The sequence below is a fragment of the Pantoea sp. nfd-35 genome (genome assembly GCF_056892255.1).
The window spans coordinates 72,449-91,563 of record NZ_CP122404.1; the positions used below are offsets into that span (position 1 = coordinate 72,449).

29 protein-coding genes and 1 pseudogene are annotated in these 19,115 nt (G+C 48.7%); 14 read left to right on the forward strand and 16 right to left on the reverse strand.

All coding sequences use genetic code 11. From position 1 onward, the window contains the following. Positions 1–83: 83 nt before the first annotated feature. Genes P9J57_RS20705 through P9J57_RS20725 form a run of 5 tightly spaced genes read right to left on the reverse strand, consistent with a single transcriptional unit; the run spans position 84 to position 2,778 of the window. The gene (locus tag P9J57_RS20705; protein ID WP_483279538.1) at positions 84–629 is read right to left on the reverse strand and encodes a hypothetical protein; all 546 of its coding nucleotides are present in this window, start codon (positions 627–629) and stop codon (positions 84–86) included. Positions 630–664: 35 nt separating this feature from the next. Further along, positions 665–1,351 (reverse strand): hypothetical protein, encoded by a 687-nt coding sequence (locus P9J57_RS20710; RefSeq protein ID WP_483279539.1) that lies wholly within the window; start codon positions 1,349–1,351, stop codon positions 665–667. Positions 1,352–1,407: 56 nt separating this feature from the next. After that, complete coding sequence (locus tag P9J57_RS20715; protein ID WP_483279540.1) at positions 1,408–1,854, reverse strand: lysis protein; 447 nt, start codon at positions 1,852–1,854, stop codon at positions 1,408–1,410. Between the two features lie 29 nt (positions 1,855–1,883). Next, positions 1,884–2,423 carry a lysozyme gene (locus P9J57_RS20720; protein WP_483279541.1) on the reverse strand — a complete coding sequence of 180 codons (540 nt, stop codon included), beginning with the start codon at positions 2,421–2,423 and terminating at the stop codon, positions 1,884–1,886. Then, a complete protein-coding gene (locus P9J57_RS20725; protein WP_181901422.1) occupies positions 2,401–2,778 on the reverse strand; it encodes a phage holin in 378 nt (125 codons plus the stop codon). The genes P9J57_RS20720 and P9J57_RS20725 overlap by 23 nt, the downstream gene beginning before the upstream one ends. Positions 2,779–2,975: 197 nt before the next feature. On the opposite strand from P9J57_RS20725, the gene P9J57_RS20730 reads away from it, so the two are divergent. Beyond that, positions 2,976–3,896 carry a DUF6731 family protein gene (locus P9J57_RS20730; RefSeq protein ID WP_264271958.1) on the forward strand — a complete coding sequence of 307 codons (921 nt, stop codon included), beginning with the start codon at positions 2,976–2,978 and terminating at the stop codon, positions 3,894–3,896. Next, positions 3,893–4,378 carry a hypothetical protein gene (locus P9J57_RS20735; RefSeq protein ID WP_264271957.1) on the forward strand — a complete coding sequence of 162 codons (486 nt, stop codon included), beginning with the start codon at positions 3,893–3,895 and terminating at the stop codon, positions 4,376–4,378. Before P9J57_RS20730 ends, P9J57_RS20735 begins: the two co-directional genes overlap by 4 nt. A 34-nt stretch (positions 4,379–4,412) precedes the next feature. On the opposite strand, the gene P9J57_RS20740 is transcribed toward P9J57_RS20735, so the two are convergent. The 7 genes from P9J57_RS20740 to P9J57_RS20770 form a co-directional block, all read right to left on the reverse strand. Continuing rightward, positions 4,413–4,763: an antiterminator Q family protein gene (locus P9J57_RS20740; RefSeq protein WP_264271956.1), complete on the reverse strand. Its 351-nt coding sequence runs from the start codon at positions 4,761–4,763 to the stop codon at positions 4,413–4,415. A 20-nt stretch (positions 4,764–4,783) separates the two neighbouring features. Beyond that, complete coding sequence (locus P9J57_RS20745) at positions 4,784–5,077, reverse strand: DUF1364 domain-containing protein (RefSeq protein ID WP_264271955.1); 294 nt, start codon at positions 5,075–5,077, stop codon at positions 4,784–4,786. Further along, complete coding sequence (locus P9J57_RS20750; protein ID WP_264271954.1) at positions 5,074–5,667, reverse strand: DUF1367 family protein; 594 nt, start codon at positions 5,665–5,667, stop codon at positions 5,074–5,076. Before P9J57_RS20750 ends, P9J57_RS20745 begins: the two co-directional genes overlap by 4 nt. Before the next feature lies 1 nt (position 5,668). Beyond that, positions 5,669–6,355, reverse strand: coding sequence for a replication protein P (locus P9J57_RS20755; protein WP_105088774.1), 687 nt, complete (start codon positions 6,353–6,355; stop codon positions 5,669–5,671). Then, entirely contained in the window at positions 6,352–7,284 is a 933-nt protein-coding gene (locus P9J57_RS20760) for a replication protein (protein WP_264271999.1), read from the reverse strand. Before P9J57_RS20760 ends, P9J57_RS20755 begins: the two co-directional genes overlap by 4 nt. Before the next feature lie 122 nt (positions 7,285–7,406). Further along, positions 7,407–7,721: a CII family transcriptional regulator gene (locus P9J57_RS20765; protein ID WP_022623021.1), complete on the reverse strand. Its 315-nt coding sequence runs from the start codon at positions 7,719–7,721 to the stop codon at positions 7,407–7,409. 82 nt (positions 7,722–7,803) lie between these two features. Continuing rightward, complete coding sequence (locus tag P9J57_RS20770) at positions 7,804–8,019, reverse strand: helix-turn-helix domain-containing protein (protein ID WP_028722565.1); 216 nt, start codon at positions 8,017–8,019, stop codon at positions 7,804–7,806. Positions 8,020–8,124: 105 nt separating this feature from the next. Here P9J57_RS20770 and P9J57_RS20775 point away from each other — a divergent pair, with 105 nt between their 5' ends. The 11 genes from P9J57_RS20775 (at position 8,125) to P9J57_RS20825 (ending at position 16,119) form a co-directional block, all read left to right on the forward strand. Further along, complete coding sequence (locus tag P9J57_RS20775; protein ID WP_033777952.1) at positions 8,125–8,778, forward strand: LexA family protein; 654 nt, start codon at positions 8,125–8,127, stop codon at positions 8,776–8,778. A 198-nt stretch (positions 8,779–8,976) separates the two neighbouring features. Further along, positions 8,977–9,171 (forward strand): hypothetical protein, encoded by a 195-nt coding sequence (locus tag P9J57_RS20780; RefSeq protein ID WP_028722567.1) that lies wholly within the window; start codon positions 8,977–8,979, stop codon positions 9,169–9,171. A gap of 76 nt (positions 9,172–9,247) precedes the next feature. Further along, on the forward strand, positions 9,248–9,553 hold the full coding sequence (locus tag P9J57_RS20785) for a hypothetical protein (protein ID WP_483279542.1): 306 nt from the start codon (positions 9,248–9,250) through the stop codon (positions 9,551–9,553). Between the two features lie 10 nt (positions 9,554–9,563). Continuing rightward, positions 9,564–12,278: a RecE family exodeoxyribonuclease gene (locus P9J57_RS20790; RefSeq protein WP_028722569.1), complete on the forward strand. Its 2,715-nt coding sequence runs from the start codon at positions 9,564–9,566 to the stop codon at positions 12,276–12,278. A 12-nt stretch (positions 12,279–12,290) separates the two neighbouring features. Continuing rightward, positions 12,291–13,394 (forward strand): RecT family recombinase, encoded by a 1,104-nt coding sequence (locus P9J57_RS20795; protein WP_028722570.1) that lies wholly within the window; start codon positions 12,291–12,293, stop codon positions 13,392–13,394. Between the two features lie 36 nt (positions 13,395–13,430). Further along, complete coding sequence (locus tag P9J57_RS20800) at positions 13,431–13,730, forward strand: hypothetical protein (RefSeq protein WP_483279543.1); 300 nt, start codon at positions 13,431–13,433, stop codon at positions 13,728–13,730. Then, the gene (locus tag P9J57_RS20805) at positions 13,720–13,866 is read left to right on the forward strand and encodes a hypothetical protein (RefSeq protein ID WP_483279544.1); all 147 of its coding nucleotides are present in this window, start codon (positions 13,720–13,722) and stop codon (positions 13,864–13,866) included. Before P9J57_RS20800 ends, P9J57_RS20805 begins: the two co-directional genes overlap by 11 nt. A gap of 169 nt (positions 13,867–14,035) precedes the next feature. Continuing rightward, positions 14,036–14,515 (forward strand): class I SAM-dependent methyltransferase, encoded by a 480-nt coding sequence (locus P9J57_RS20810; RefSeq protein WP_483279545.1) that lies wholly within the window; start codon positions 14,036–14,038, stop codon positions 14,513–14,515. After that, entirely contained in the window at positions 14,512–14,772 is a 261-nt protein-coding gene (locus P9J57_RS20815) for a hypothetical protein (RefSeq protein WP_483279546.1), read from the forward strand. The genes P9J57_RS20810 and P9J57_RS20815 overlap by 4 nt, the downstream gene beginning before the upstream one ends. Continuing rightward, positions 14,769–15,011 (forward strand): excisionase, encoded by a 243-nt coding sequence (locus tag P9J57_RS20820; RefSeq protein WP_455944298.1) that lies wholly within the window; start codon positions 14,769–14,771, stop codon positions 15,009–15,011. The genes P9J57_RS20815 and P9J57_RS20820 overlap by 4 nt, the downstream gene beginning before the upstream one ends. Beyond that, complete coding sequence (locus tag P9J57_RS20825) at positions 14,995–16,119, forward strand: phage integrase Arm DNA-binding domain-containing protein (protein WP_455944296.1); 1,125 nt, start codon at positions 14,995–14,997, stop codon at positions 16,117–16,119. The genes P9J57_RS20820 and P9J57_RS20825 overlap by 17 nt, the downstream gene beginning before the upstream one ends. A gap of 91 nt (positions 16,120–16,210) precedes the next feature. On the opposite strand, the pseudogene P9J57_RS20830 reads toward P9J57_RS20825, so the two are convergent. Further along, a pseudogene (locus P9J57_RS20830) lies at positions 16,211–16,318 on the reverse strand (chemotaxis protein); the annotation flags it as partial. A 159-nt stretch (positions 16,319–16,477) separates the two neighbouring features. Here P9J57_RS20830 and P9J57_RS20835 point away from each other — a divergent pair. Continuing rightward, a complete protein-coding gene (locus P9J57_RS20835) occupies positions 16,478–16,816 on the forward strand; it encodes a cupin domain-containing protein (protein WP_019105854.1) in 339 nt (112 codons plus the stop codon). Positions 16,817–17,149: 333 nt separating this feature from the next. On the opposite strand, the gene P9J57_RS20840 is transcribed toward P9J57_RS20835, so the two are convergent. The 3 genes from P9J57_RS20840 to P9J57_RS20850 form a co-directional block, all read right to left on the reverse strand. Next, positions 17,150–17,476, reverse strand: coding sequence for a YebG family protein (locus tag P9J57_RS20840; RefSeq protein ID WP_014333057.1), 327 nt, complete (start codon positions 17,474–17,476; stop codon positions 17,150–17,152). A 136-nt stretch (positions 17,477–17,612) separates the two neighbouring features. Next, on the reverse strand, positions 17,613–18,407 hold the full coding sequence (locus tag P9J57_RS20845; RefSeq protein WP_013027795.1) for an SIR2 family protein: 795 nt from the start codon (positions 18,405–18,407) through the stop codon (positions 17,613–17,615). Beyond that, a complete protein-coding gene (locus P9J57_RS20850; protein WP_013027794.1) occupies positions 18,404–18,964 on the reverse strand; it encodes a non-canonical purine NTP pyrophosphatase in 561 nt (186 codons plus the stop codon). Before P9J57_RS20850 ends, P9J57_RS20845 begins: the two co-directional genes overlap by 4 nt. Positions 18,965–19,115 lie beyond the last annotated feature (151 nt).

Sequence of the window (19,115 nt, forward strand, 5' to 3'; positions counted from 1 at the left end):
GCTAAAAGACGCGCGCGAAGGATTGCGGGGTCAAACTCTATCACTGAATCAATTCAGTGAAAGCGATCTTGAGTGAGGGCATACTAAAGTGTATGTAACTCGTTAACCTGCTTACTAATTTTCAGCAAAATATTATCAATAGCTTTTTCAAATATTTCGTTAGTGTCGAGTATAATATTTGCGTATTTTTTCTTTTCTTGAGGGTCAACATCTCGCCCTGAAGTCATATTGAAATAACATTGATTTGCTGGAGAAAGTAAGTCACGACTTTCTTCAAACTCTTCATATAGGCTTGGAAAATAAAGGCCAAGAATAGTACTAATCTTAACCGTATCGACCTTTTCAGCTCCCTTTTTCGCATTTTCTAGAAGCCCCTCAGAATTAATCTCTTCTCTTGAGAAACGCACCCAATCAACATGAGTGTTAAACATATTACGTCTATACAATATGATTTGCGAATAAGCCTCCTCAGCCTTGACTAACTTTATCTTCCCAAGCTCTTTGCTTTTATCAATTGAAGCTTGAATTTCTAATCTTCTCTCAGTAGCTTTATTTGTCATAAAAGCGGCTAACAAAGCAGAAGCCGCAGGAACCAGAGCTACCAATATCGCCGTCCATAAACTAACCATTAAAAACCTCATTCAAAAACTTGTAAAAGAAATATTTATTTAGTTAATTCTGTGTGTTCACAACTTTGATAGACCCCAGATAACATGTCGAAATACTTATATTGATCTATATAGGTTTTTCCAATGCTACTTGTACGAGTTATAATCACCACAACTTCTTTTGGTAAGGAGTCCGGATATATATCGTTCTTCTCAAGCAAAAGATTCTTATTAACACTATCATAATTTATTGTTTTATAATTACCAAAACCCCCTACAAATTCTATCGATACATTTTTAGCCTCACGTCCATCACTCATTAGTTCTGGTTGATAGGTGAAAAATGAAAATTTATTTTGGCTCCACCTCAATTCTTTCAGTTTAATGGATGGCTTAGTTTTATTCTCAAGGATTAATTTCTCAGCTTGATTTTTAGTCAATTCAGAATCCAATTGGATTTGGGCTATATCTACCATTTTCTTATATTGCTCTACTGAGTTTTGCAGCTCTGTTGCCTGCATCTGGAGTGCTTGAGTATTCAGTTGTAATTCTTTTTGTTGTTGAAAAAAACCCAGCACCAACCACAAAAAAGCAACTGGCGAGAAAGCCCCTGCCAAGAAGTCGCCTAACTCGTTGTAGGATTTAAACTGATTAAGTGCATAGTAATGAATTGCGAAACCTAAGCCAATAAAATAGAAAACCGTTATGCCTACGCCAATTTTGCCAACAGGTAAGTTTTTCATAAAGTCCCTTTAAATGATAAGTAGCTCTTACATGATAAACGATTTTAATTTCTTTTCTAGGGATAGCACTGCTCTTTGATGTACTGCTGCAATCCTGCTATCTGCTTCCCTGCTGTTTCGATTCTATCTCTGAGGGTGAAATAATCCCGTTGAGCGGAGTCTGTAAGTCTGGGGATGGAAGCATCAGCCATGCTGGTGGCGCTGGTGGCGTCTGTCGCGGCTGGCTTACAGGTGGCATTGAGTTGCAACCTGCGCTTGCCAGAATCAACATCAAGCTTAAGCTGATTGATAGTTGCTTTAGCATCGTTAAGTTCCTTTGTGTATTGGGCATCAAGCGCAGCAACTGAACGCTGGCGACGCTGCATATCGTTAATTGTCTCCTGCTGCTGCTCTGCCTGTGTTTTCCAGCCGTCGCGCTGCTCTTTAAACTTCACAGCGCTGTTTCGATAATGGCTGGTGGCGAGTATCAGGCCAGCTATTAGCACCACCAACAGAATTGCCATTACCAGGCTCACATTCGCTTTAAGCCACGTCATTTATCCAGCCCCCAACATGTGAGCTCTGATTCCTGGTCACGGCGGATAACTTGCCCGTAACAGCTATTAGAGCGAATGCGGCAGTCTTTCCCGCCGTCGAATATCCAGCGCTTTATCTCTGCACATGCTCCCTGGCGATCGCCTGCGTTCAGTTTCCGGAAGAACGTCGATGGCAGGCATTTACCGGGGCCGATGTTCCACGGACAGAATGACGCTATGCCAACCTTCTGCGGTTCGGTCAGTGGAACGTGTACGTTTTTATCTACCCAGGCTAACGCTTTGGCCTGTTCTGCTCTGTCGATAGCGCGGCACTGGTCAGCGGTCAGGCGCATGCCCTTTACAACCGGCTTACCATTTACGCGCGTCACGCCGCCGCATATCGTCCAGATGCCGCCATTGTCAGCGTAAGCAATTAAACGGCCGCCCTCTTTCTCCTGCTGAAACTGATCCATCAGTACAGGAGCGGATGCGCCACCAGCTATCAGGGCCACCATTGCCGCGCTCAGGGTCTTTTTAAGCCTGGGTGAAATCGCCATTTTTACCGTCCACGCTTTTGATCGTTGTGTTAAGCGCGGCGATTACTGCTGGCGCATCGCTGGAAGTTAATTTCGATGACCGCTGCGCCAGATTCTGGATTGCCTCTGTGCGTAAACGATCCTGCTCAATATCAAACTGGTGAGACGCCTCTTTGCGGGCATCATCGCGACGTTTGTAATAAACGTTGACTGCGAATGTTGCGATACCCAGCAGCACGCCGCTGGATAAGCCGATAAAGTTCCAGTCAAGACCGTGGAACCATTCAAACCAGCCGCCCCAGCCGCCTACAATTAACCCGCCAGATGTACCGTAAGACAGGGTTGACGCTATTTTGTCTGGCATAGTTTTGCCCATGTGAATACCTCCGTGGGTTGACGGAAGCTGTGAGTAGCGGGAAAGGAAATAAAAAAACCCCGCACAGAGGCGAGGCTTGTAAGCTGTGTGGCGTAGTGACCACCCTTAGCAGATTACGATACTTTTTGCGTACGCATTAGAGAATCTTGTATATTGACTTAAAAATTTTATTTCTTTCCTCTCTGGGATATCAGCACATGGCTACGAAAAGATTTAATTTCGATTTTTATCAATGCACCACCATAAGTGGCAATGAACACCGCCCACTCACACCGGAAGATGTTTTTACCCAATTTTTCAACCAATACCAAAACCGGCCTCAAGACACAGTCAAGCGTGTTGGTAACAAAATTACGGAAATGCGTTTGATCGAAGAAACACCAGAGGGTTTTAGAGGCATAATTGGCAAGCATAGGGAAAACGATTTGCCACATGCCGCTATTGCTGGAGGGGGTGAGCGAGAAATAACTCTAAATGCAAACGAAAATCTTCTCGAAAAAGCCTATTTCAAATTTTACGTTTCAAATAACATTCTTGTAATACAGAGGAATAGGTATTGTTATAACTGGCTACACCTTGGTAAATATCTTTCCAATAGTTCCCAAACCACATCAATCAATCCAATTATTGAACCAACTAGCCTAGAATGGTTGATGCGGGACGAAGTCCGTATTAAAACACTAGAAATAGCTATAGCAAGACCTAGAAATGTTCAGCTTTTCCAGCCAACTCAGCATGATTTTAACAATGCTATTGTAGCTACTTTGAATGGTACAAACTCAGCCAAAGTAAATCTTACGCTGAGAGGAGATGCAAGATCTCAAGCACCAGATGAGCGCTATCTGGGCTCTACAATAAAAAGAGCATTAACAGAAACTCTTGAAACTTTCGAGGTTGAAAAACTTCAACTTGAAACTAAAAACACAGTCACAGGAATTGAGCATCCTATTGATTTAGTATCAGAAAAATTAAACTTTCATGCTGACCTTCAAATGATAGGTCGCTATCCTTTAGGTGAGGACATATGGAATGCTCTCGATGAAGCGAAGACTAGTAAAGAAGATGAGTTAGCTGCATACTTTGGTAATCCGGGACAACAGGTGATAGCAGGAAGATGAGTAAAATCAAACTGTGGTGGAAGAAATACAATAATTGGATAATCCATCCCGTATCAATACTGATATGTGTTTTTTCATGGAAACTTGTTGAAAATCTGACCTATAGTCAAATTCAACCTATCGCATCTGCTATATCCACTTTTGCAGGGATTATGTTTGGTTTTGTCATGGCTTCCATTACATTAATTTCATCATCAAAATCAAATACTTTAGTCCGAAATACGACTCTAACGGGGTATTTACCACTAATGCTGAATAGGATGCACTCAACTATGGGCTGGTTGTTACTTGTTTGTGCGATTTTTGTATTTATTTTATTCCTTCCTGACACTCTTAAATTAACCCTTCCTTTTTCTGAAAATAAGAAAAACATAGCACTCTCTCAACTTTTCCTTGTTGTTGGAATTTATTGCTTGTTAATTTCATTCAAAAACTTCATATTCACTTGGCGTGAGTTCAAGCAGTTTTCTAAGAACATGTAGCATAAGAAAAATCTACATGTTCAATGTCGTTTCTTTACGGTTCACATAACATAGCAAGGCATCCATTGATGAACCCCATAGCCGTTTGCAACTCCTTTCTTATTGTACCATCCGAACACTTTCTTTTTTTTGCTATCTTGCGCAATGAAATTCCTATCACAAAATGTGCAATAACCAGTTCATATTCTTCCGTCTTAAACTTGCGCAATCTTGCTACGCATCCGTCTACCTTGATCCCTTCATCATCATCACATTGAGGTTTGGATTTTATTCCTTGTGGTATGAGTCCTTTAAAGCCAGCAGCAATAGGTTTCCAGTCCACACCACTGCTGTCAGCCGCTGCCCACGCCCCCCAGCGCTCAAGAACCTGTTGAATATCACGCATAGCCTCACCCCAGATAATTATTATGAAAATATTAACTGCTCATCGATAAGCAATTGCTGTGTGCGAAGAACGCCTTCTGCGTGATACAGGCGGAGTTCATCGCGGGTAAAATCAGTTTTAATTCTGCCGTCTATGGCATCGTGACAGGCGTTACATGCGAAAGCGCCTTGTGTGTCTGGCGGTTTGATTCCGGTACCGCATGAATCGGACAGGCGATAATGCGCCAGTACTGTGGTTTCAGGATTGTGATTACATATGCCAGGAATTCTCACCATGCAATTGCGGCCACGCGCTTCCTTGCGGATATTTGTCATGCGGCAAACTCCTGTAGCTGCGCGGCGGCGTTCTCTGCTGCCTGCTGGCTGTCGAATTTACGAAACAGGATCTGATACCAGAGGACATTAAGAACCGCTTTGTAAACCTCCTGAAATTCGTGCTCTTTCATGTTGGCGAACGAAATTGATTTGGCTTCGCGGCGCTGAGTGCCATCGGGCAAAATATATTCGTCGTAAAATCCGGCTGTCATAACCGCCCATTTACGGAATGCTTCGAACGACTTAACCAGCGCCACACCCTCAGCGCGATCGGCACCTGTGCGCGACAGGAATTCGTCCAGGGTTTCACTTAACACGCTTTGCTGGCCGGTCAGCGTACTGAGGTAATCGACGTACTGGCGCAGTAACGATTTTTCGGATTCCGACACAGCGCCAGCCGTGGGTGTCCAGTATTCGAAGCCCAGATTCAGCAGCGCAAAAAAGCGTTTGTGGAAATTGTAATTACGCGCCTGACGCACGTCGCAACTCAGCCAGGCACCGGTTTTGATGCGCGCCAGCACTTCGGCGGCTTCGGCGTTGGCCACCATCATGGTTGTGGCAGAGGTTTTAACCAGATGCATTTGAGCCATATCACACCATCCCTTTTCGGCGAAGATACTCAGCCTTGAGGATTTCGGCAGGCGTTGGGCCGCTGTCCTGTGCTGGCGCTGATAAAGCCTTGCGAACGGGTGGCACTGGCTTGCCCTCAGTAACGCGGTCATCCCAGTACTGAATCAGCTTTTTAGCCTCGGCCAGCAGTTCAGGTTCGGTAAGCTGGCGGTCATTGCTGCGGCGCCGTAATTCCAGGCAGATGTGATACATAACCGCCTGTGTCCACGGATATTGTTCGCTGGTTGGGTACCGGAAAACCGTCCTGCGCCAGTGCCAGAATTCTTTAAGCACCTCAGCGGCGGTGATCCCTAATGCGCCTTTGCCATCACGGCACCACGCGACGAACTGACCAGGCGACGGCAGGAAGGGTTTTTCCTGTTTACGGGCTGCCCGCATGCCAGCGTTGACCTGTGCCATTGTGGTGATCCCGTTCTCGCGGAATGACAAAAGCCACTGGCGCCGGAATTCGTTTAATTCCTCCTGGGTGCGCAGATTTGCCATGGCAGCCGGGAAAGCCGCACGCAACTGACCAAAGAGCGTGTTAAAAATTTCGGCAACCTGCTCTGCCTGCTGCGGCGCATCGTCCTGTATTTCCGCCAGACCGTTAGCAACACGTTTCATATTTTCACGGTCAAGGTTAACCATCTGTTCAGCAATGCTTTTCATTCGATCACCCCGTGGATCCAGTCGGTGTTGTTGTAGTCCAGCGCTGGCGCTGCGGCCCTTCGTGGCGTGGCGTCACGCTGGAGACTGAGCGTGTCCCACTTAGCGCGCAGTTTGGCCGGCGAAAGAATGTTTGAGCACCAGAACGCGTCACGGCTTGCCCATTTGAACAGTTCGCATATCTCGCGGTGTGTGCGCCCGTCAATTTCACGCATCAGGCGAACGTCATTGGCCCAGGTTGTGAGATTTGGCTTGCGCACTGCCGGACGGATTGACGCGACAAGGCCCGCGATCCACTCGGCGCAATACAGGTCGTCATGTGAGCCCCACTTGTTGCCTTTGGGTGAGCTGATCGCTGTATCTGGCTTAACAGGAAAATCATTTTCATAGGGTGAGTTTGGGGATTCGTCAGAATTCTCAAACGAAGATCTTTTAATATTGTTGTTTATATATTGTTGTTCATGTTGTGCGGGTGTTTGTGCGGCTTCATGTGCGGCCATACCCTCCGAACCCGCGCCGTTACTGGCTTTGTCATGTGCGGCTGTATGTGCGGCTTCATGTGCGGGTAAATCGTCTGTTTTTTGAGCATATTCAGCGTAATTCGTGATGGTTATCACAGTGCCTTTTTGCTTCTCGCCTTCCATGGAAATCATGCCTTCACGCTCGAAAACTTTGAGCATTCGCACGACTGCATCCCTGCTGACCGGCTGACCATTGCGATCACATAATCCCAGCCCTAAATCCGCTGCGGTCGTCACCAATTGTCCGGCACTCAGATGCCATTCGCGCCCTTTAAATCGGGCCGTGTATGGCTGTCTCTGGGCAGCAAAAAGCAGGTTATCCCATAGCGTTCTGAGATAAACATCTTTGGCCCACGGCTTTTTGAGAATGCTACGGTACAACGGGATGAATCCGTGTTTCTGGTTCTCCATCCGGTTGCTCCTGCGCTGGCGCGCGGTGTTGAAGTCAAAGAGTTTGGCAGTAGTCACGGCTTCCCCCTTTCACTGTTTACATAACCAGTAATTCCTGGCATACTCACCTCTGCTTGTTGATACTAAAAATCAATTGTGATTTGAGAAGAATCCTCGGTGGCAGCCGGGGATTTTTTTCGTCCAAAAAGCCGCTCTAACCTTTCTAAGCGCTCCTCCAGTTGTGATTCTGGAAAATGGATTTCCATGAAAACTAGCGCCAGACTCATTAATTCAAAAAAACTGTGCTTCTGATTTCCAATCGCATACTTCATGCGCGTTACTGCCGCGTCATCCATGCCAATAAACCGGGCAAATTTTCCCTGTCCATTAACTGCAAGACGGCTTAATAACTGGCTTTCAATACGCTTTGCTTTTTTGCGTTTATTTGCAGACTCCATGATTGATAATTCCTTTATGAATTGGGCGTCATGCGAATGCATGCCGACATTGATTAATGATTCAGTGAGGCCAGAAATATAACTACGCCGCACTATTTTGATTGGTGCCGTATTGAAGCCAACTTGCATCACATTGAAGTGCATTTGCTATTTCAAACAGAAAACGTGGGCGCTTTGTTAAACCAGCTTCAATCTGTTGGATAGACTGCTGTTTAACCCCTGCCTTAACTGCTAGTTCAGTTTGGGTAAGGTTTAGCTCCATTCGTCTTTGTTTGAGGCGATCCGAGATTGTTTGCATACAGCCTCCCTTGACAAATTTTCTTGTATATTAATTACAAGTTACCTTGTTTGTCAAATACAGCTTTTCTTGTAAACATCCCGTTCCCATGAATGAGGTGTTCTGATGACAACTATCGCGAAACGCGTCCAATCTAAGCGAAGCGAGTTAGGGCTAACTCAAGCTGAGCTTGCTGAAAGAGTGGGTACGTCCCAGCAAGCTATCGAGCAGTTGGAGAACGGGAAAACTAAAAGACCGCGCTACCTGCCTGAACTGGCGAGAGCGCTAGGTTGCGAAATTGATTGGTTAATAACTGGTACCAAATTAGGCACGAACGTTGCCCCCGCTGAATTAGGAAGTAAGCGCATCCCGATCCTCAGCTACGTTCAAGCGGGGTTATGGACAGAAAGCCAGGAATACCGGAGTTATGACGGCGGAATGAGTTACCTGCTTGTTGATGATGACGTATCAAACAACGCATTTGCATTGATAATCGAAGGTGATTCGATGGCACCAAAATTCAATGCTGGGGATAAAATTATCGTGGATCCAGAGGTTTATCCTGTACCCGGTGATTTTGTCGTTGCTCTTGATGGCATAAAGAACCAGACAGTTTTTAAAAAATTCAGGCCAACCGGGGTGGACTCGCACGGAAACGATATTTACGAGTTAGTTCCCTTAAATGACGACTTCCCGACTTTACGTTCAGAAACAGGCAAGTTGAGCATAATTGGTACAATGGTTGAGCACCGAATAAGCAGAAAAAACCACAGACGCTGATAGTTACAAACAAACCGACTCTAATGGGTCGGTTTTTTTTCGCCCATCCAACAAGAAAATACAAAAATAAATACCTTTCAAAAACAAGAAAGTAGGTTTTCAACGCCTGTTTTTACAATTTTTATTGTTTACACGAAACAAACTATCTTGTAATTTTTAATCGCACCACAACAAGCGAGTTAGGGTAAGGAGATCACCATGTACGGTACCGCTTTATTGCCCCGCCGTGATGTGCTTCCGGGCACGCTGATCCGTCACAACGGTAAATCATGGCTGGCGTCTGCCAACGTCGATAAAGGGCTTTATGCACGGTCTGTTTTTGAAAGTGTCCGTATTACCAGTGAAAAAATTGAAGTCGTTTTAAATAAACGCGGGCAACCGCAGGTTAACTAAATCTCAGCACAAATATATCCCGTGGCGCATGCGTCAGGGAAATCCACATTCTGAAATCAGAAAAGGAAAATGAATTATGTGTCTTAACTTTGCAGTCGGAATAAAACCTAGCTGTGTTTTTTATTCAGATGAACAGCGTATTGACTGTATTTCTGCTGCCGGTGAAATCATTGGTTATATCAGCATTAATAAAATCGATGACAGCGCAACAGCTTTCAATTCTGCTGGCCGTATAAGTAATGAGCATTACCCTACCTGCGCCCTTCGCACCCTGTTCGCCTGGAGAACTAACCTGGACGTTGACGCAGTTCAAATCGCCTCTGATGAAAATCCGGCTGCTGTCGTTATGTCCGCAATTATCTCTGCCGCTGTAAGACACTGAGGAACCGGCCATGACTGCACTTAAACCTTTCTTCGTATACCTGCGCGCCAAGAAAAAAGCAGGCCAGAAAGATCACGTTTTCTGGGAGACGCGCGCCAGTGAAAACCGCGTCATTCGTGATGCAGCCAACGCTATGGAAGATGCCGGACTCAGTGAGGAAGATTTCTTTTCTCCTGCCGTGACCAATTTCCATGTGGTTGACGATCTGCCGCCAGAGGGTGTGCTTGATTCCGCCTGGTGTGAGCGCTACCAGCTTGCCAGCGACAAAATGAACTGGGAAAAAATTCCCGGCGTCGAAGGCTCAACCGCGGTTGAACCCGCTGCACCAGCAACGGTTGATCCTGTCGTTGAGACTGAAACCACGCAGGCCGGCATTATTTCCCTTGAAGATTTGACCGTTGAACAGGCTGTTATCGGCGCATGGATTTTTGGTACCCAACGCGAATACACCAGAGAGGATTTAGCCACGGTAACTGCGCTCGCGATGGATACCGACGAATCTTACCCGCAAAACCTGCTACTGGTGGCGCGCAATACCCAAGTGATGCAGTTGCAGCACGCCTACCGGTTAACGGTTGCAGAATGGGTTGAAGCGGCTAAATCCGTGTGGATGCCCGGTACCGCCGTTCCGCAGGTTTCTGACCTGCTGAAATTCACTGGCGAATGGCTGGACGCGCACAATGATGCCTCGGCCCGCGCCCAGGGTAATCACAGTCGCCGCAGTGACGTTACGGCGAAATGGGCTGCCCGTATCGCTGGCAAATCTCAAACCGTGGCAACCACCACTGTGACAGAGAAAACCGCCAGCGGCGCCACCGCGGGCGGCGGTATCAAAACTGATCGCAATCCGGACTATGAACATACCCTGCAAACGCTGGGTATCGAAATTGCCTGCGCCCTGTTCCCGTCTGATTTCGACATTTACGAAATCCCTACGCCGATTTTCCGCAGGGCTAAGGAAATGGTCGCCGAACGTCATGAGACCTGGGCGGCATGGAATCGCGCCCTGAGCAACACGCCAGGCATCCTTGATAATTCACGTGCGGCTGTCTTTGCGCTTATCCGCTCTGCGCCTGAAAACATTCACCATATCCCGGGCGAATTGCAGTACTACATCAATTCAACTCTGGCTGAAACAGACCATGCCAACCCTTCACAGCAAACGCTTGCTGCTGCTCACAGTACGACTAAAGCCAGTACACCCGAGCCAGAGTCTGTACCTGCAACAACGGCGGCGCCAGTGGCTGACGAGCCTATTAAAAATATGGGTAACGGCATATTCGATGTTACTGCCCTGCTGGGTGAAACCGCCGCGCCGCAGGTGGAAACGCCTGCGCCAGTGACAGAACCGGTAACAGAAGTGCCAGCAGAAACCGCCTCAAATCAGGGTGAAAAAACGGAAGTGGTGCCGGAAGTCGCTGATGTGGCTGAAGCTTTCCCCGCCGTGTTTGAGCCTGGCCGTTATGAAAACATCCCTAACGAGGCTTACCACGCCGCCAGCGGTATCAGCAGCAGCATGGTTAAAGATGCGCGGATCAGCCTGATGTATTTCCACGGTCGCCACGTTGAAAAAACCATACAGCGCGAAGAAACAAAGCCGCTGCGTTTCGGTACCGAACTGCACGCCCTGACGCTGGAGCCAGAAAAATTCGCTGAGGATTTTGTTGTTTACCCTGGGCTGCCAGAAGGGGCCATTTCCACCACCAGCGAAATGAAAAAAATCATCGAGGATTACAACGCCGCGTTACCGGCACTGGTGGATCCCGATGCAATTAAAAAAATGATTGAGGCACATAACGAAAAGCTGCCTGCGCCTTTATCACTGAGCGCCAACGCAGAAGAAACGGCAACGCTTTATCAGAACCTGCCTGACGAATTCCGCCGCATCCCGGAAACGGAAAAGCATACGGCGGCGGCTATGAAAGCCTGCATCAAGGAGTTTAACGCCACGTTACCGCAGCCACTCAAAACCACTGGCAGCCGCGATAGCTTGTTAGATCAGCTTGCCATCATTGCGCCTGATTTTGTCGCAGAAGAACGCGCCAAAAAGCAGCCCTACAACGTCAGCGGCAGCAAAGATGCGCTGGCTGCTGTGGTTCGTGAAATCAAGCCTGACGCAATTTTCGCTGATGAGTTTAGCGAGAACTGGCGCAAAGGCGCTGAGGGGAAATGGATTGTCGGTGATACGGATTTCACGCTCTTACAGGCACTAAACAACGCCGTTTATGCGCACCCGTCCGTATCCAACCTGCTTAACCACCCGTCACGTGTTAACGAGGTGAGTTACTTCGGTATGGATGACGAAACCGGTTTAGAGGTGCGCGTACGTCCGGATATTGAACTGGAAATCGACGGTATGCGCATTGCTGCTGACCTGAAAACCACCAGCATGGGCCGGATCAAGCAGGACTACCTACGCGCCCGCCTGCACCGCGAAATCACAGAACGCGATTACCACCTCAGCGCGGCGATGTATTCCGAGGTTGCTGGCTTCGATCAGTTCTTCTGGATATTCGTCAACAAAGACCCTGGCTACCACTGGGTAGCGGTTATTGAGGCGTCACAGGATTTGCTTGAACTGGGCTCGCTTGAATATCACCGCACCATGTCAGCTATCGCCCGCGCGTATGACACCGGTATCTGGCCTGCGCCGATTACCGACGATTACACCGATGAACTGAATGATTTTGATTTGCGCCGTCTTGAAATGCTGCGCCCCGTTTAAGGAAACCAGATTATGACTACCGAAATCGTAGCCTCAGAAAATAAGAATCAGAAAATCGATAACATTTCGATTCTGACCAACGGTGATTTATTTAACCGCATGCAGTCTCTTGCCACCGTCATGGCGGCCAGTGGGGAGTTTGTGCCGTCACATTTCAGGGGCAAACCAGAAGCGTGCATGGCAGTTGTCATGCAGGCCGCGCGCTGGGGCCTTGACCCGTTCGCCGTCGCTCAGAAAACCCATATTGTCAGCGGCACCCTGGGCTATGAGGCTCAACTGGTCAACGCTGTGATCAATACCATGTCGCCAACAAAAGACCGGCTTCACTTCGATTGGTTTGGCCCGTGGGAAAACGTCATTGGCCGCTTTGAAGAAAAGACCAGTTCCAAGGGCAACAAATATATTGCTCCGGCCTGGAGTCTGAAAGATGAGGCTGGCATTGGGGTAAAGGTCTGGGCGACGCTCAAAAATGAAAACGAGCCCCGCGAACTGACTATATTGCTGTCACAGGCGCAGGTGCGCAACTCAACATTGTGGGCTAGCGATCCACGCCAGCAACTGGCCTACCTCGCAACTAAGCGCTGGGCGCGTCTCTACTGCCCTGATGTGATTTTAGGGGTGTACACGCCTGACGAAACGGAAGAACGACAGGAGCGTGAAGTATTCGACGCGCCGGAATCACGCGTAAATCTGGCCGGGCTTACTTCGGCAGCATCATCGGAAAATGCCGCAGCAGAGCCAGTGCAGGCCGACACCCAGCCCACGACCAACACGGCGGACATAGCCGAAAAATTTCGTCAGGCCATCATCAACGCAGATGATCCGGCAGTCGTTCAGACCCTGCGCGGTGAAATCGATAAAGCAAAATCCAGCCTCGGTACCGCGCTGTTTGTCGAATTAAAAAATCGCGCCGTTGCCCGGTACCACCAGTTAACCGCTATCGAAAAACTCAATCAGGCAATAAACGAATTGCCGAAACCTGGCGCTGATGGTGCCAGTGACGCATTCGCCGCGCTGGAACGCCTTTACACAACCAGCAAGCGCCATCTGGGCGCCGAACTGGAAGAACAGTACAGCGTCACCCTGGCCGACATGAAACCCGAATACGCCGCATAACTCGTCGGCCCTTCGGGGCCGGTTAAGGAAACAGACATGAGCAACGAATTCAGCGGCCTTAAATTTGCCAGGCGTTTTAAGCCCGACGATGGATGCGATCACACTGCGCTGATCGTATGGGGAATGCGCCGCCGCGCCAACATCCGTAACGGCATAAATGCCCCGCGTCCGGTACCAGTAAAAGTGATTGAGGTTAAAGCCAATGACGAACGTAAGTCACCTAAAGCAAAGCGCGCGAAATCTGCTGGAAAGTCTGCCAGCGCCACAGGCGGAGCTTTTGACACTCCTGTTGGAAGCATTCGAAAAAGAGCAGCAGCGCAGCGCTGTGCTGGCTGAGGCGGCCAGCTTTGTGGCCTCGCCCGCCAACTGGATTCAGCGTGACGAAAAAATCTGGGAGTGGCGTACGTCACCCCGTAAAGAATTTATGCAGGTGCTTAACAGCGCCTTAGCCAAAGCGGAGATAAAGCAATGAGACACGTCACCGCCACCGAAGTAATGATCGCACACAACGATCAGTTAGCGCGGGATCCTCGGCACCTTAAGCGCCTCATGGAATTCTGGCCGCGTGAAAATATCGTGCACTGCATGGCAAAAATACTGTTGGAAGAAATCGAGCGTAAAGCCGGACGAGGGAGGGATTAATGGAACAACCAATCCTTGATATGTGCTGTGGATCAAAAATGTTCTGGTTTGATAAAAACGACAGCCGCGCCATCTTCGCCGACATTCGTCAGGAATCGCATGTGCTGTGCGACAGCAGGGCTTTACACATTGCCCCGGATATCATCGCTGATTTCCGCTCACTGCCTTTCCCTGATGATTGTTTTGCGCAGGTTGTATTTGATCCACCTCACCTTGCGCGCGCTGGTGAGAACGGTTGGATGCGTAAGAAATATGGAGCGCTTAATAAGGAAACATGGCGCGAGGACATTCGTGCCGGTTTCAGCGAAGCGTTTCGCGTGTTGCGGCCACACGGCACACTGATATTTAAATGGAACGAAACGCAGATACCTGTCAGCCACGTATTAGCGCTCACGGAGCAAAAGCCAACCATCTGGCAGCGCACCGGCAAAGGTGACAAAACTCACTGGATTTTATTTTTAAAGGAAGGTGCGAAATGAAAGCAAAGTTTTCACTAAGTCTTGCGGTGCGCAAGCTGTGCCGCCGCCGCGGGCTCTATCTGAGTCAGTTTTCAGAACAGGCTGCCATTTCAAAATCGACGCTTCAGGATGCGATGAAAACCAATTCCCCAAAGTTGGAAACCTGTGAACGTTGCGCGGCCGGTTTTGGCCTGACGCTGGCAGAATTCATAGCGGAGGGTTATCCCAGCGCGGCGGGCATTACGCGTTCAACTCTCGCCCGTAAGGAGGCAAAATGAGCCGGACAATAAAACTCCAGGACTGGGCTAAGGAAGAATTTGACGACCCGGTGCCGAGCCTGCCCTCTCTCCTGCGATATGCCAAGAATGGCATGATATCGCCGCAGCCAGTGAAGGCCGGCCGTTGCTGGCGCGTCGAGCGTAACGCCCGTTTTATCGGACTCACCACCAAACCAGTGGTAAAAAAATCAGATGACAAAAGGCTGAAAAGGATTCTGGAAGATGGCTCGTCCACGTAAATACAACGTAACTATTCCTGGGCTGTCGTGTTTCACGGATGCCAGAACGAAGCGCGTTTACTGGCGCTATAAGCACCCGGTCACAGGAAAGTTTCACGGTCTGGGTACTGATGAGGAGGCGGCAAAGGAGATTGCCGCCGAGGCCAACAGGCGTCTTACCGAAAATCAATTGGCAAATTTACTGCGTGCCAGGGAGGAAATTGCACGCGGGGTTAATCAGAGCATAACAACCCAAAGCTGGGTTACTCGCTATAAAACGATCCAGGCCGAAAAAATTGCTTCGGGGGAAATCAAGGAAAGCACGGTCAAAGGCCGCGAGTCCGCCCTGAAATTACTGGTTGAGCATTTGGGTATAAAGCCCCTTGCGGAAACGGGTACGCGTGACGTGGCAGCAATTATCGACTCACTCACCGCGCGCGGCGTTCCGCGAATGGCGCAGATGACGCGAACGGTTTTAGTTGATGTTTTCAAAGAGGCCCAACACGCTGGCGAAGTGCCTCCGGGCTTCAACCCTGCACTGGCCACCAAAAAACCACGGGCTAAAGTCACTCGCCAGAGGCTTTCATTTGATGAGTGGAAAATGATTTATGCCGAGGCCGTCAAAATGCAACCCTGGAACTCACGTTCAATGCTTCTGGCTCTTGTCACTGGTCAGCGGCTGGGTGATATCGCGAAAATGAAATTTGCTGATATATGGGATGACGCCTTACATATCGAACAAATAAAAACTGGCGCCAAGGTTGCGATCCCACTCTCTCTCAATTGCGCTTCGCTGGGAATGTCCCTGAGGGATGTGATAGCAGAGTGCAGGGATTCGATACTTAGCCCATGGCTTTTACATCATCACCACAGCATAGCAGGTAGTGAACGTGGAGGACCGCTCGCCACTGATACCATCACCATGGGTTTCAAAACGGCACGCAGTCGGACGGATTTAAGCTGGAATGACGGCACCCCGCCCACATTTCACGAGCAGCGCTCCTTGTCAGAACGGTTATATCGTGCACAGGGAGTGGATACGCAAACACTGCTGGGCCACAAGAGCAGCAAAATGACAGATGAATACAATAATGATCGCGGTAAGGATTGGAAGGTTGTGGCTATTTAGTGGCCAGTTTTGCAGAAGAGTTTTGCTGGGATTTTGCAGAAGAAATTTAAAATTAATTAAATCAATAAGTTAATTCATTATCCGAATTTCAGCTCAGAACACCAATCGTCACGGTAAACCCAAGCGTAATCGTCAGGCCGCCCGCAAGAAGCATCTGCGTGCGGGTACTCATGGTTTTTTTAATGGGTTGAGTGGTCATATTGATTCCCCTGGAATACACCGGCTAAATTGACCACCCTGTCAGATACAATCTTTCATGTCCCTGGAATAACTATCGGCGCGCCAGAATTTAACTTTAATAAGATGAATCAAAGCCAGAATCGGCTCACATTATCCGTTGCGGGCAAAAAGAGGATTTATGATTTCGAAAGACAACGCAGAACATTATGTTTGGGGAAATAACTGTGATGGTTGGCATCTGCTGAAACGCCAGGATTTAAGCATTATTCATGAACATATGCCGCCTGCGACTGCTGAAACCCGACACTTTCACGTTCAGTCTCGCCAGTTCTTTTTTGTTTTAGAGGGAGAGCTGACGATGGAAATTGAGGGCATCGTGCATCTCCTGCAGGCGCAGCAAGGCATTGAGATCTCACCGGGTGCGAAACATCAGGCACGTAACGACGGAAATGACAGTGTCACTTTTTTAGTTATTTCCCATCCGACGACCCGAGGCGATCGGACCGATCTGACCTGAACATGGCCATAATAATACGCAGGAATCCGTTACTGATCTGAATAGTATTGATATGAAACAATATATAGACGGGGATTAAATGGCAGTCTGTGCCCTCTTCTAACCAGGCATAACTGAACCGGGAACCCATTCATGCTAAACAAATCAGGCTGGTTTCATGGTTATGTACTTTGCATGACGTGCATGGCCAGATACCTTCATCACTATGCTTTTGCCGTAACGCATTTGATTCGCTGAGAAGGATCAAAAGACCCACGCTGAGTCGGTCATTGACGGATAAAAGACAGGAAACGAGAGTGGTTATGCTGGAAGCAGGCTTCCAGCATAACCCGGTCAGGCGGCTTTGACGGCGCGGACTTTCTTGTCACTTTGCGGCGCATGATCAGCATCCGTCGCTTCAGGGGCGCTACCGCCTGAGGTTGACTGAGGCAGTTTACTGGTGCGAAGAATGTGCTGCACGGCGTCTTTTTGTTCTGCCAGCAACAGGCCGAGTGTTTCAGCCTGAGATTCATCCATCTCCGCCTGATGAGTCAGCAACCAGTCGGTGAACGCTTCCGCCATATCCAGCATTTTGTCGTAGGCATCAGCCTCTTTTTTGTTGGCAAATGTCATCTTCTCTTCACCTTTTCTGACCACTACAAATTTTGTCTCAACAGCCATAGTTTTGCCCTCAGGTACTGTGTATTTATACAGCATACCACAGTAATCCGCATTTTCCAGAGAAGAATCACCACGCCCGATAAACCTGACATGCGGTTCAGATTTTACAACGACGTGGTCAGCCCCGCCCCGCGCATCACGCCAGAAGCGCTTGCATAAAATCGGCCAGGGCTTTTCGAGGATCGTCTTCTTCAGAGACGATCATTTCAATGCCCCACTGACCCAGCACTTCTTTTGCCACCGGGTTATTGCGGTTAGTGAAAAGGTACGACTTGGGGCGCGCAGTGGCCAGGCCCGTGCGCCCCCACATTTTGGTCAGGCGATAAAACAGCAGACGAATATTAAAGTCACTGATGCTGTAGCCCACGAACAACACCGAATTCCCCATGACATCATGGGTCAGTTTGATATCCAGCGGCGAATCAAAATAGAGGCGCTCAAAGTAACTGCTTTCATCTAAAACGATGGAGGTATCATCATCAAAGTCGCCGTGCAGTTTAATGATGTGGCGCTTGTCTTCAGTTAATGACACCAGATCGGCCGCATTCGCGACTTTTGAGTAAGGCACACCGTGCGCCTCATGTGCCGCTTCCAGCCAGCGGTCATAATTGGTGGTATAGATACGCGAAAAGTTGCCCTGCGTGATCATGGTGTGAATTTCAGAGCTACGAACATCAATATCCGGCCGATGCCATTCGCGATCCATCCAGCTTCTCAACGGCCCTAGCGATCCTTTTTTTTGCTTATAGTATTCGGCCAGGGAAAGGTGCGTACCATAGGTATTAAAAATTTTGGGATCGTACCCCAGCTCGTTGGCCAGATGGGCAATGAGCTCATGCCATTCTGGCAGGCCAAGATTGCGGGACAGGCCTGCACCGGCAAAGAGTATCAGCTTACCGGAGTCATAAGCCCGCTTGAGTTCAGGTTTCATGCCACGCCTCGTGCTGTTTTTAAGAAGGACGCGAAGCGGTCCAGTGCAATGCGACGGTTTGAGATTTCATTTTTCTTGTCGCCCATCTCAGCGAAGGTTTGATCGTAGCCTTCAGGAATAAACACGCAGTCCCACTGAAAACCACGCGGGCCCGCCGGTTTTGAGGCAATAGTGCCACGTAATTCGCCGTAAAACTGATACATTTTGCGCCCGTCACAATAGCCCAGTACGGTTTTGGCCGTGACGCCCTGGCTATCGAGGCCATTAACGAGGGAGGCAAAACGATCGGCATCCAGCCGGTTCCAGAATATGCGCGTCAGCCCCGCAGGCAGGCCATTCAGCCCATCGAGATAAAGTCCGGTATGCTCAACGAAGAGAGGACGCCCAATAATTGAGAAGGCTTTTGTGAGTTTGTCCCGCACCAAATCCAGCTCATTCTCTGTTTGAATTTCTTCAATACGACGAGCGATCGGCAAGACTTCGACGCCCACTGGCTCCAGGATTTCACGCACCTCCGCCAGTTTTTGCTCATTAGCCGAAAGGAATCTGATTTTCATACTTCTTCCAGGTGAATTAGTTTGCCTCAGACAGCGCTATCATAGCGGCAGAATGGAGGATTAACGCTGGTCAGTGTAGCGCAAATCCCTGACTTTCTGGCCTGGCAATTACGTCAAAACGTGATGGATCAGCGATTTGCGCCGGGCCGAA

Excerpts from the sequence above, each read along its gene's own strand:
- P9J57_RS20715 (WP_483279540.1), bottom strand. The coding sequence starts at position 1,854 with ATGGCAATTCTGTTGGTGGTGCTAATAGCTGGCCTGATACTCGCCACC.
- P9J57_RS20730 (WP_264271958.1), top strand. The coding sequence starts at position 2,976 with ATGGCTACGAAAAGATTTAATTTCGATTTTTATCAATGCACCACCATA.
- P9J57_RS20800 (WP_483279543.1), top strand. The coding sequence starts at position 13,431 with ATGAGCAACGAATTCAGCGGCCTTAAATTTGCCAGGCGTTTTAAGCCC.
- P9J57_RS20765 (WP_022623021.1), bottom strand. The coding sequence starts at position 7,721 with ATGGAGTCTGCAAATAAACGCAAAAAAGCAAAGCGTATTGAAAGCCAG.
- P9J57_RS20825 (WP_455944296.1), top strand. The coding sequence starts at position 14,995 with ATGGCTCGTCCACGTAAATACAACGTAACTATTCCTGGGCTGTCGTGT.
- P9J57_RS20850 (WP_013027794.1), bottom strand. The coding sequence starts at position 18,964 with ATGAAAATCAGATTCCTTTCGGCTAATGAGCAAAAACTGGCGGAGGTG.
- P9J57_RS20815 (WP_483279546.1), top strand. The coding sequence starts at position 14,512 with ATGAAAGCAAAGTTTTCACTAAGTCTTGCGGTGCGCAAGCTGTGCCGC.
- P9J57_RS20710 (WP_483279539.1), bottom strand. The coding sequence starts at position 1,351 with ATGAAAAACTTACCTGTTGGCAAAATTGGCGTAGGCATAACGGTTTTC.
- P9J57_RS20785 (WP_483279542.1), top strand. The coding sequence starts at position 9,248 with ATGTGTCTTAACTTTGCAGTCGGAATAAAACCTAGCTGTGTTTTTTAT.
- P9J57_RS20810 (WP_483279545.1), top strand. The coding sequence starts at position 14,036 with ATGGAACAACCAATCCTTGATATGTGCTGTGGATCAAAAATGTTCTGG.
- P9J57_RS20755 (WP_105088774.1), bottom strand. The coding sequence starts at position 6,355 with ATGAAAAGCATTGCTGAACAGATGGTTAACCTTGACCGTGAAAATATG.
- P9J57_RS20725 (WP_181901422.1), bottom strand. The coding sequence starts at position 2,778 with ATGGGCAAAACTATGCCAGACAAAATAGCGTCAACCCTGTCTTACGGT.
- P9J57_RS20735 (WP_264271957.1), top strand. The coding sequence starts at position 3,893 with ATGAGTAAAATCAAACTGTGGTGGAAGAAATACAATAATTGGATAATC.
- P9J57_RS20840 (WP_014333057.1), bottom strand. The coding sequence starts at position 17,476 with ATGGCTGTTGAGACAAAATTTGTAGTGGTCAGAAAAGGTGAAGAGAAG.
- P9J57_RS20770 (WP_028722565.1), bottom strand. The coding sequence starts at position 8,019 with ATGCAAACAATCTCGGATCGCCTCAAACAAAGACGAATGGAGCTAAAC.
- P9J57_RS20750 (WP_264271954.1), bottom strand. The coding sequence starts at position 5,667 with ATGGCTCAAATGCATCTGGTTAAAACCTCTGCCACAACCATGATGGTG.
- P9J57_RS20745 (WP_264271955.1), bottom strand. The coding sequence starts at position 5,077 with ATGACAAATATCCGCAAGGAAGCGCGTGGCCGCAATTGCATGGTGAGA.
- P9J57_RS20760 (WP_264271999.1), bottom strand. The coding sequence starts at position 7,284 with ATGGAGAACCAGAAACACGGATTCATCCCGTTGTACCGTAGCATTCTC.
- P9J57_RS20740 (WP_264271956.1), bottom strand. The coding sequence starts at position 4,763 with ATGCGTGATATTCAACAGGTTCTTGAGCGCTGGGGGGCGTGGGCAGCG.
- P9J57_RS20780 (WP_028722567.1), top strand. The coding sequence starts at position 8,977 with ATGTACGGTACCGCTTTATTGCCCCGCCGTGATGTGCTTCCGGGCACG.
- P9J57_RS20720 (WP_483279541.1), bottom strand. The coding sequence starts at position 2,423 with ATGGCGATTTCACCCAGGCTTAAAAAGACCCTGAGCGCGGCAATGGTG.
- P9J57_RS20795 (WP_028722570.1), top strand. The coding sequence starts at position 12,291 with ATGACTACCGAAATCGTAGCCTCAGAAAATAAGAATCAGAAAATCGAT.
- P9J57_RS20820 (WP_455944298.1), top strand. The coding sequence starts at position 14,769 with ATGAGCCGGACAATAAAACTCCAGGACTGGGCTAAGGAAGAATTTGAC.
- P9J57_RS20835 (WP_019105854.1), top strand. The coding sequence starts at position 16,478 with ATGATTTCGAAAGACAACGCAGAACATTATGTTTGGGGAAATAACTGT.
- P9J57_RS20775 (WP_033777952.1), top strand. The coding sequence starts at position 8,125 with ATGACAACTATCGCGAAACGCGTCCAATCTAAGCGAAGCGAGTTAGGG.
- P9J57_RS20790 (WP_028722569.1), top strand. The coding sequence starts at position 9,564 with ATGACTGCACTTAAACCTTTCTTCGTATACCTGCGCGCCAAGAAAAAA.
- P9J57_RS20845 (WP_013027795.1), bottom strand. The coding sequence starts at position 18,407 with ATGAAACCTGAACTCAAGCGGGCTTATGACTCCGGTAAGCTGATACTC.
- P9J57_RS20705 (WP_483279538.1), bottom strand. The coding sequence starts at position 629 with ATGGTTAGTTTATGGACGGCGATATTGGTAGCTCTGGTTCCTGCGGCT.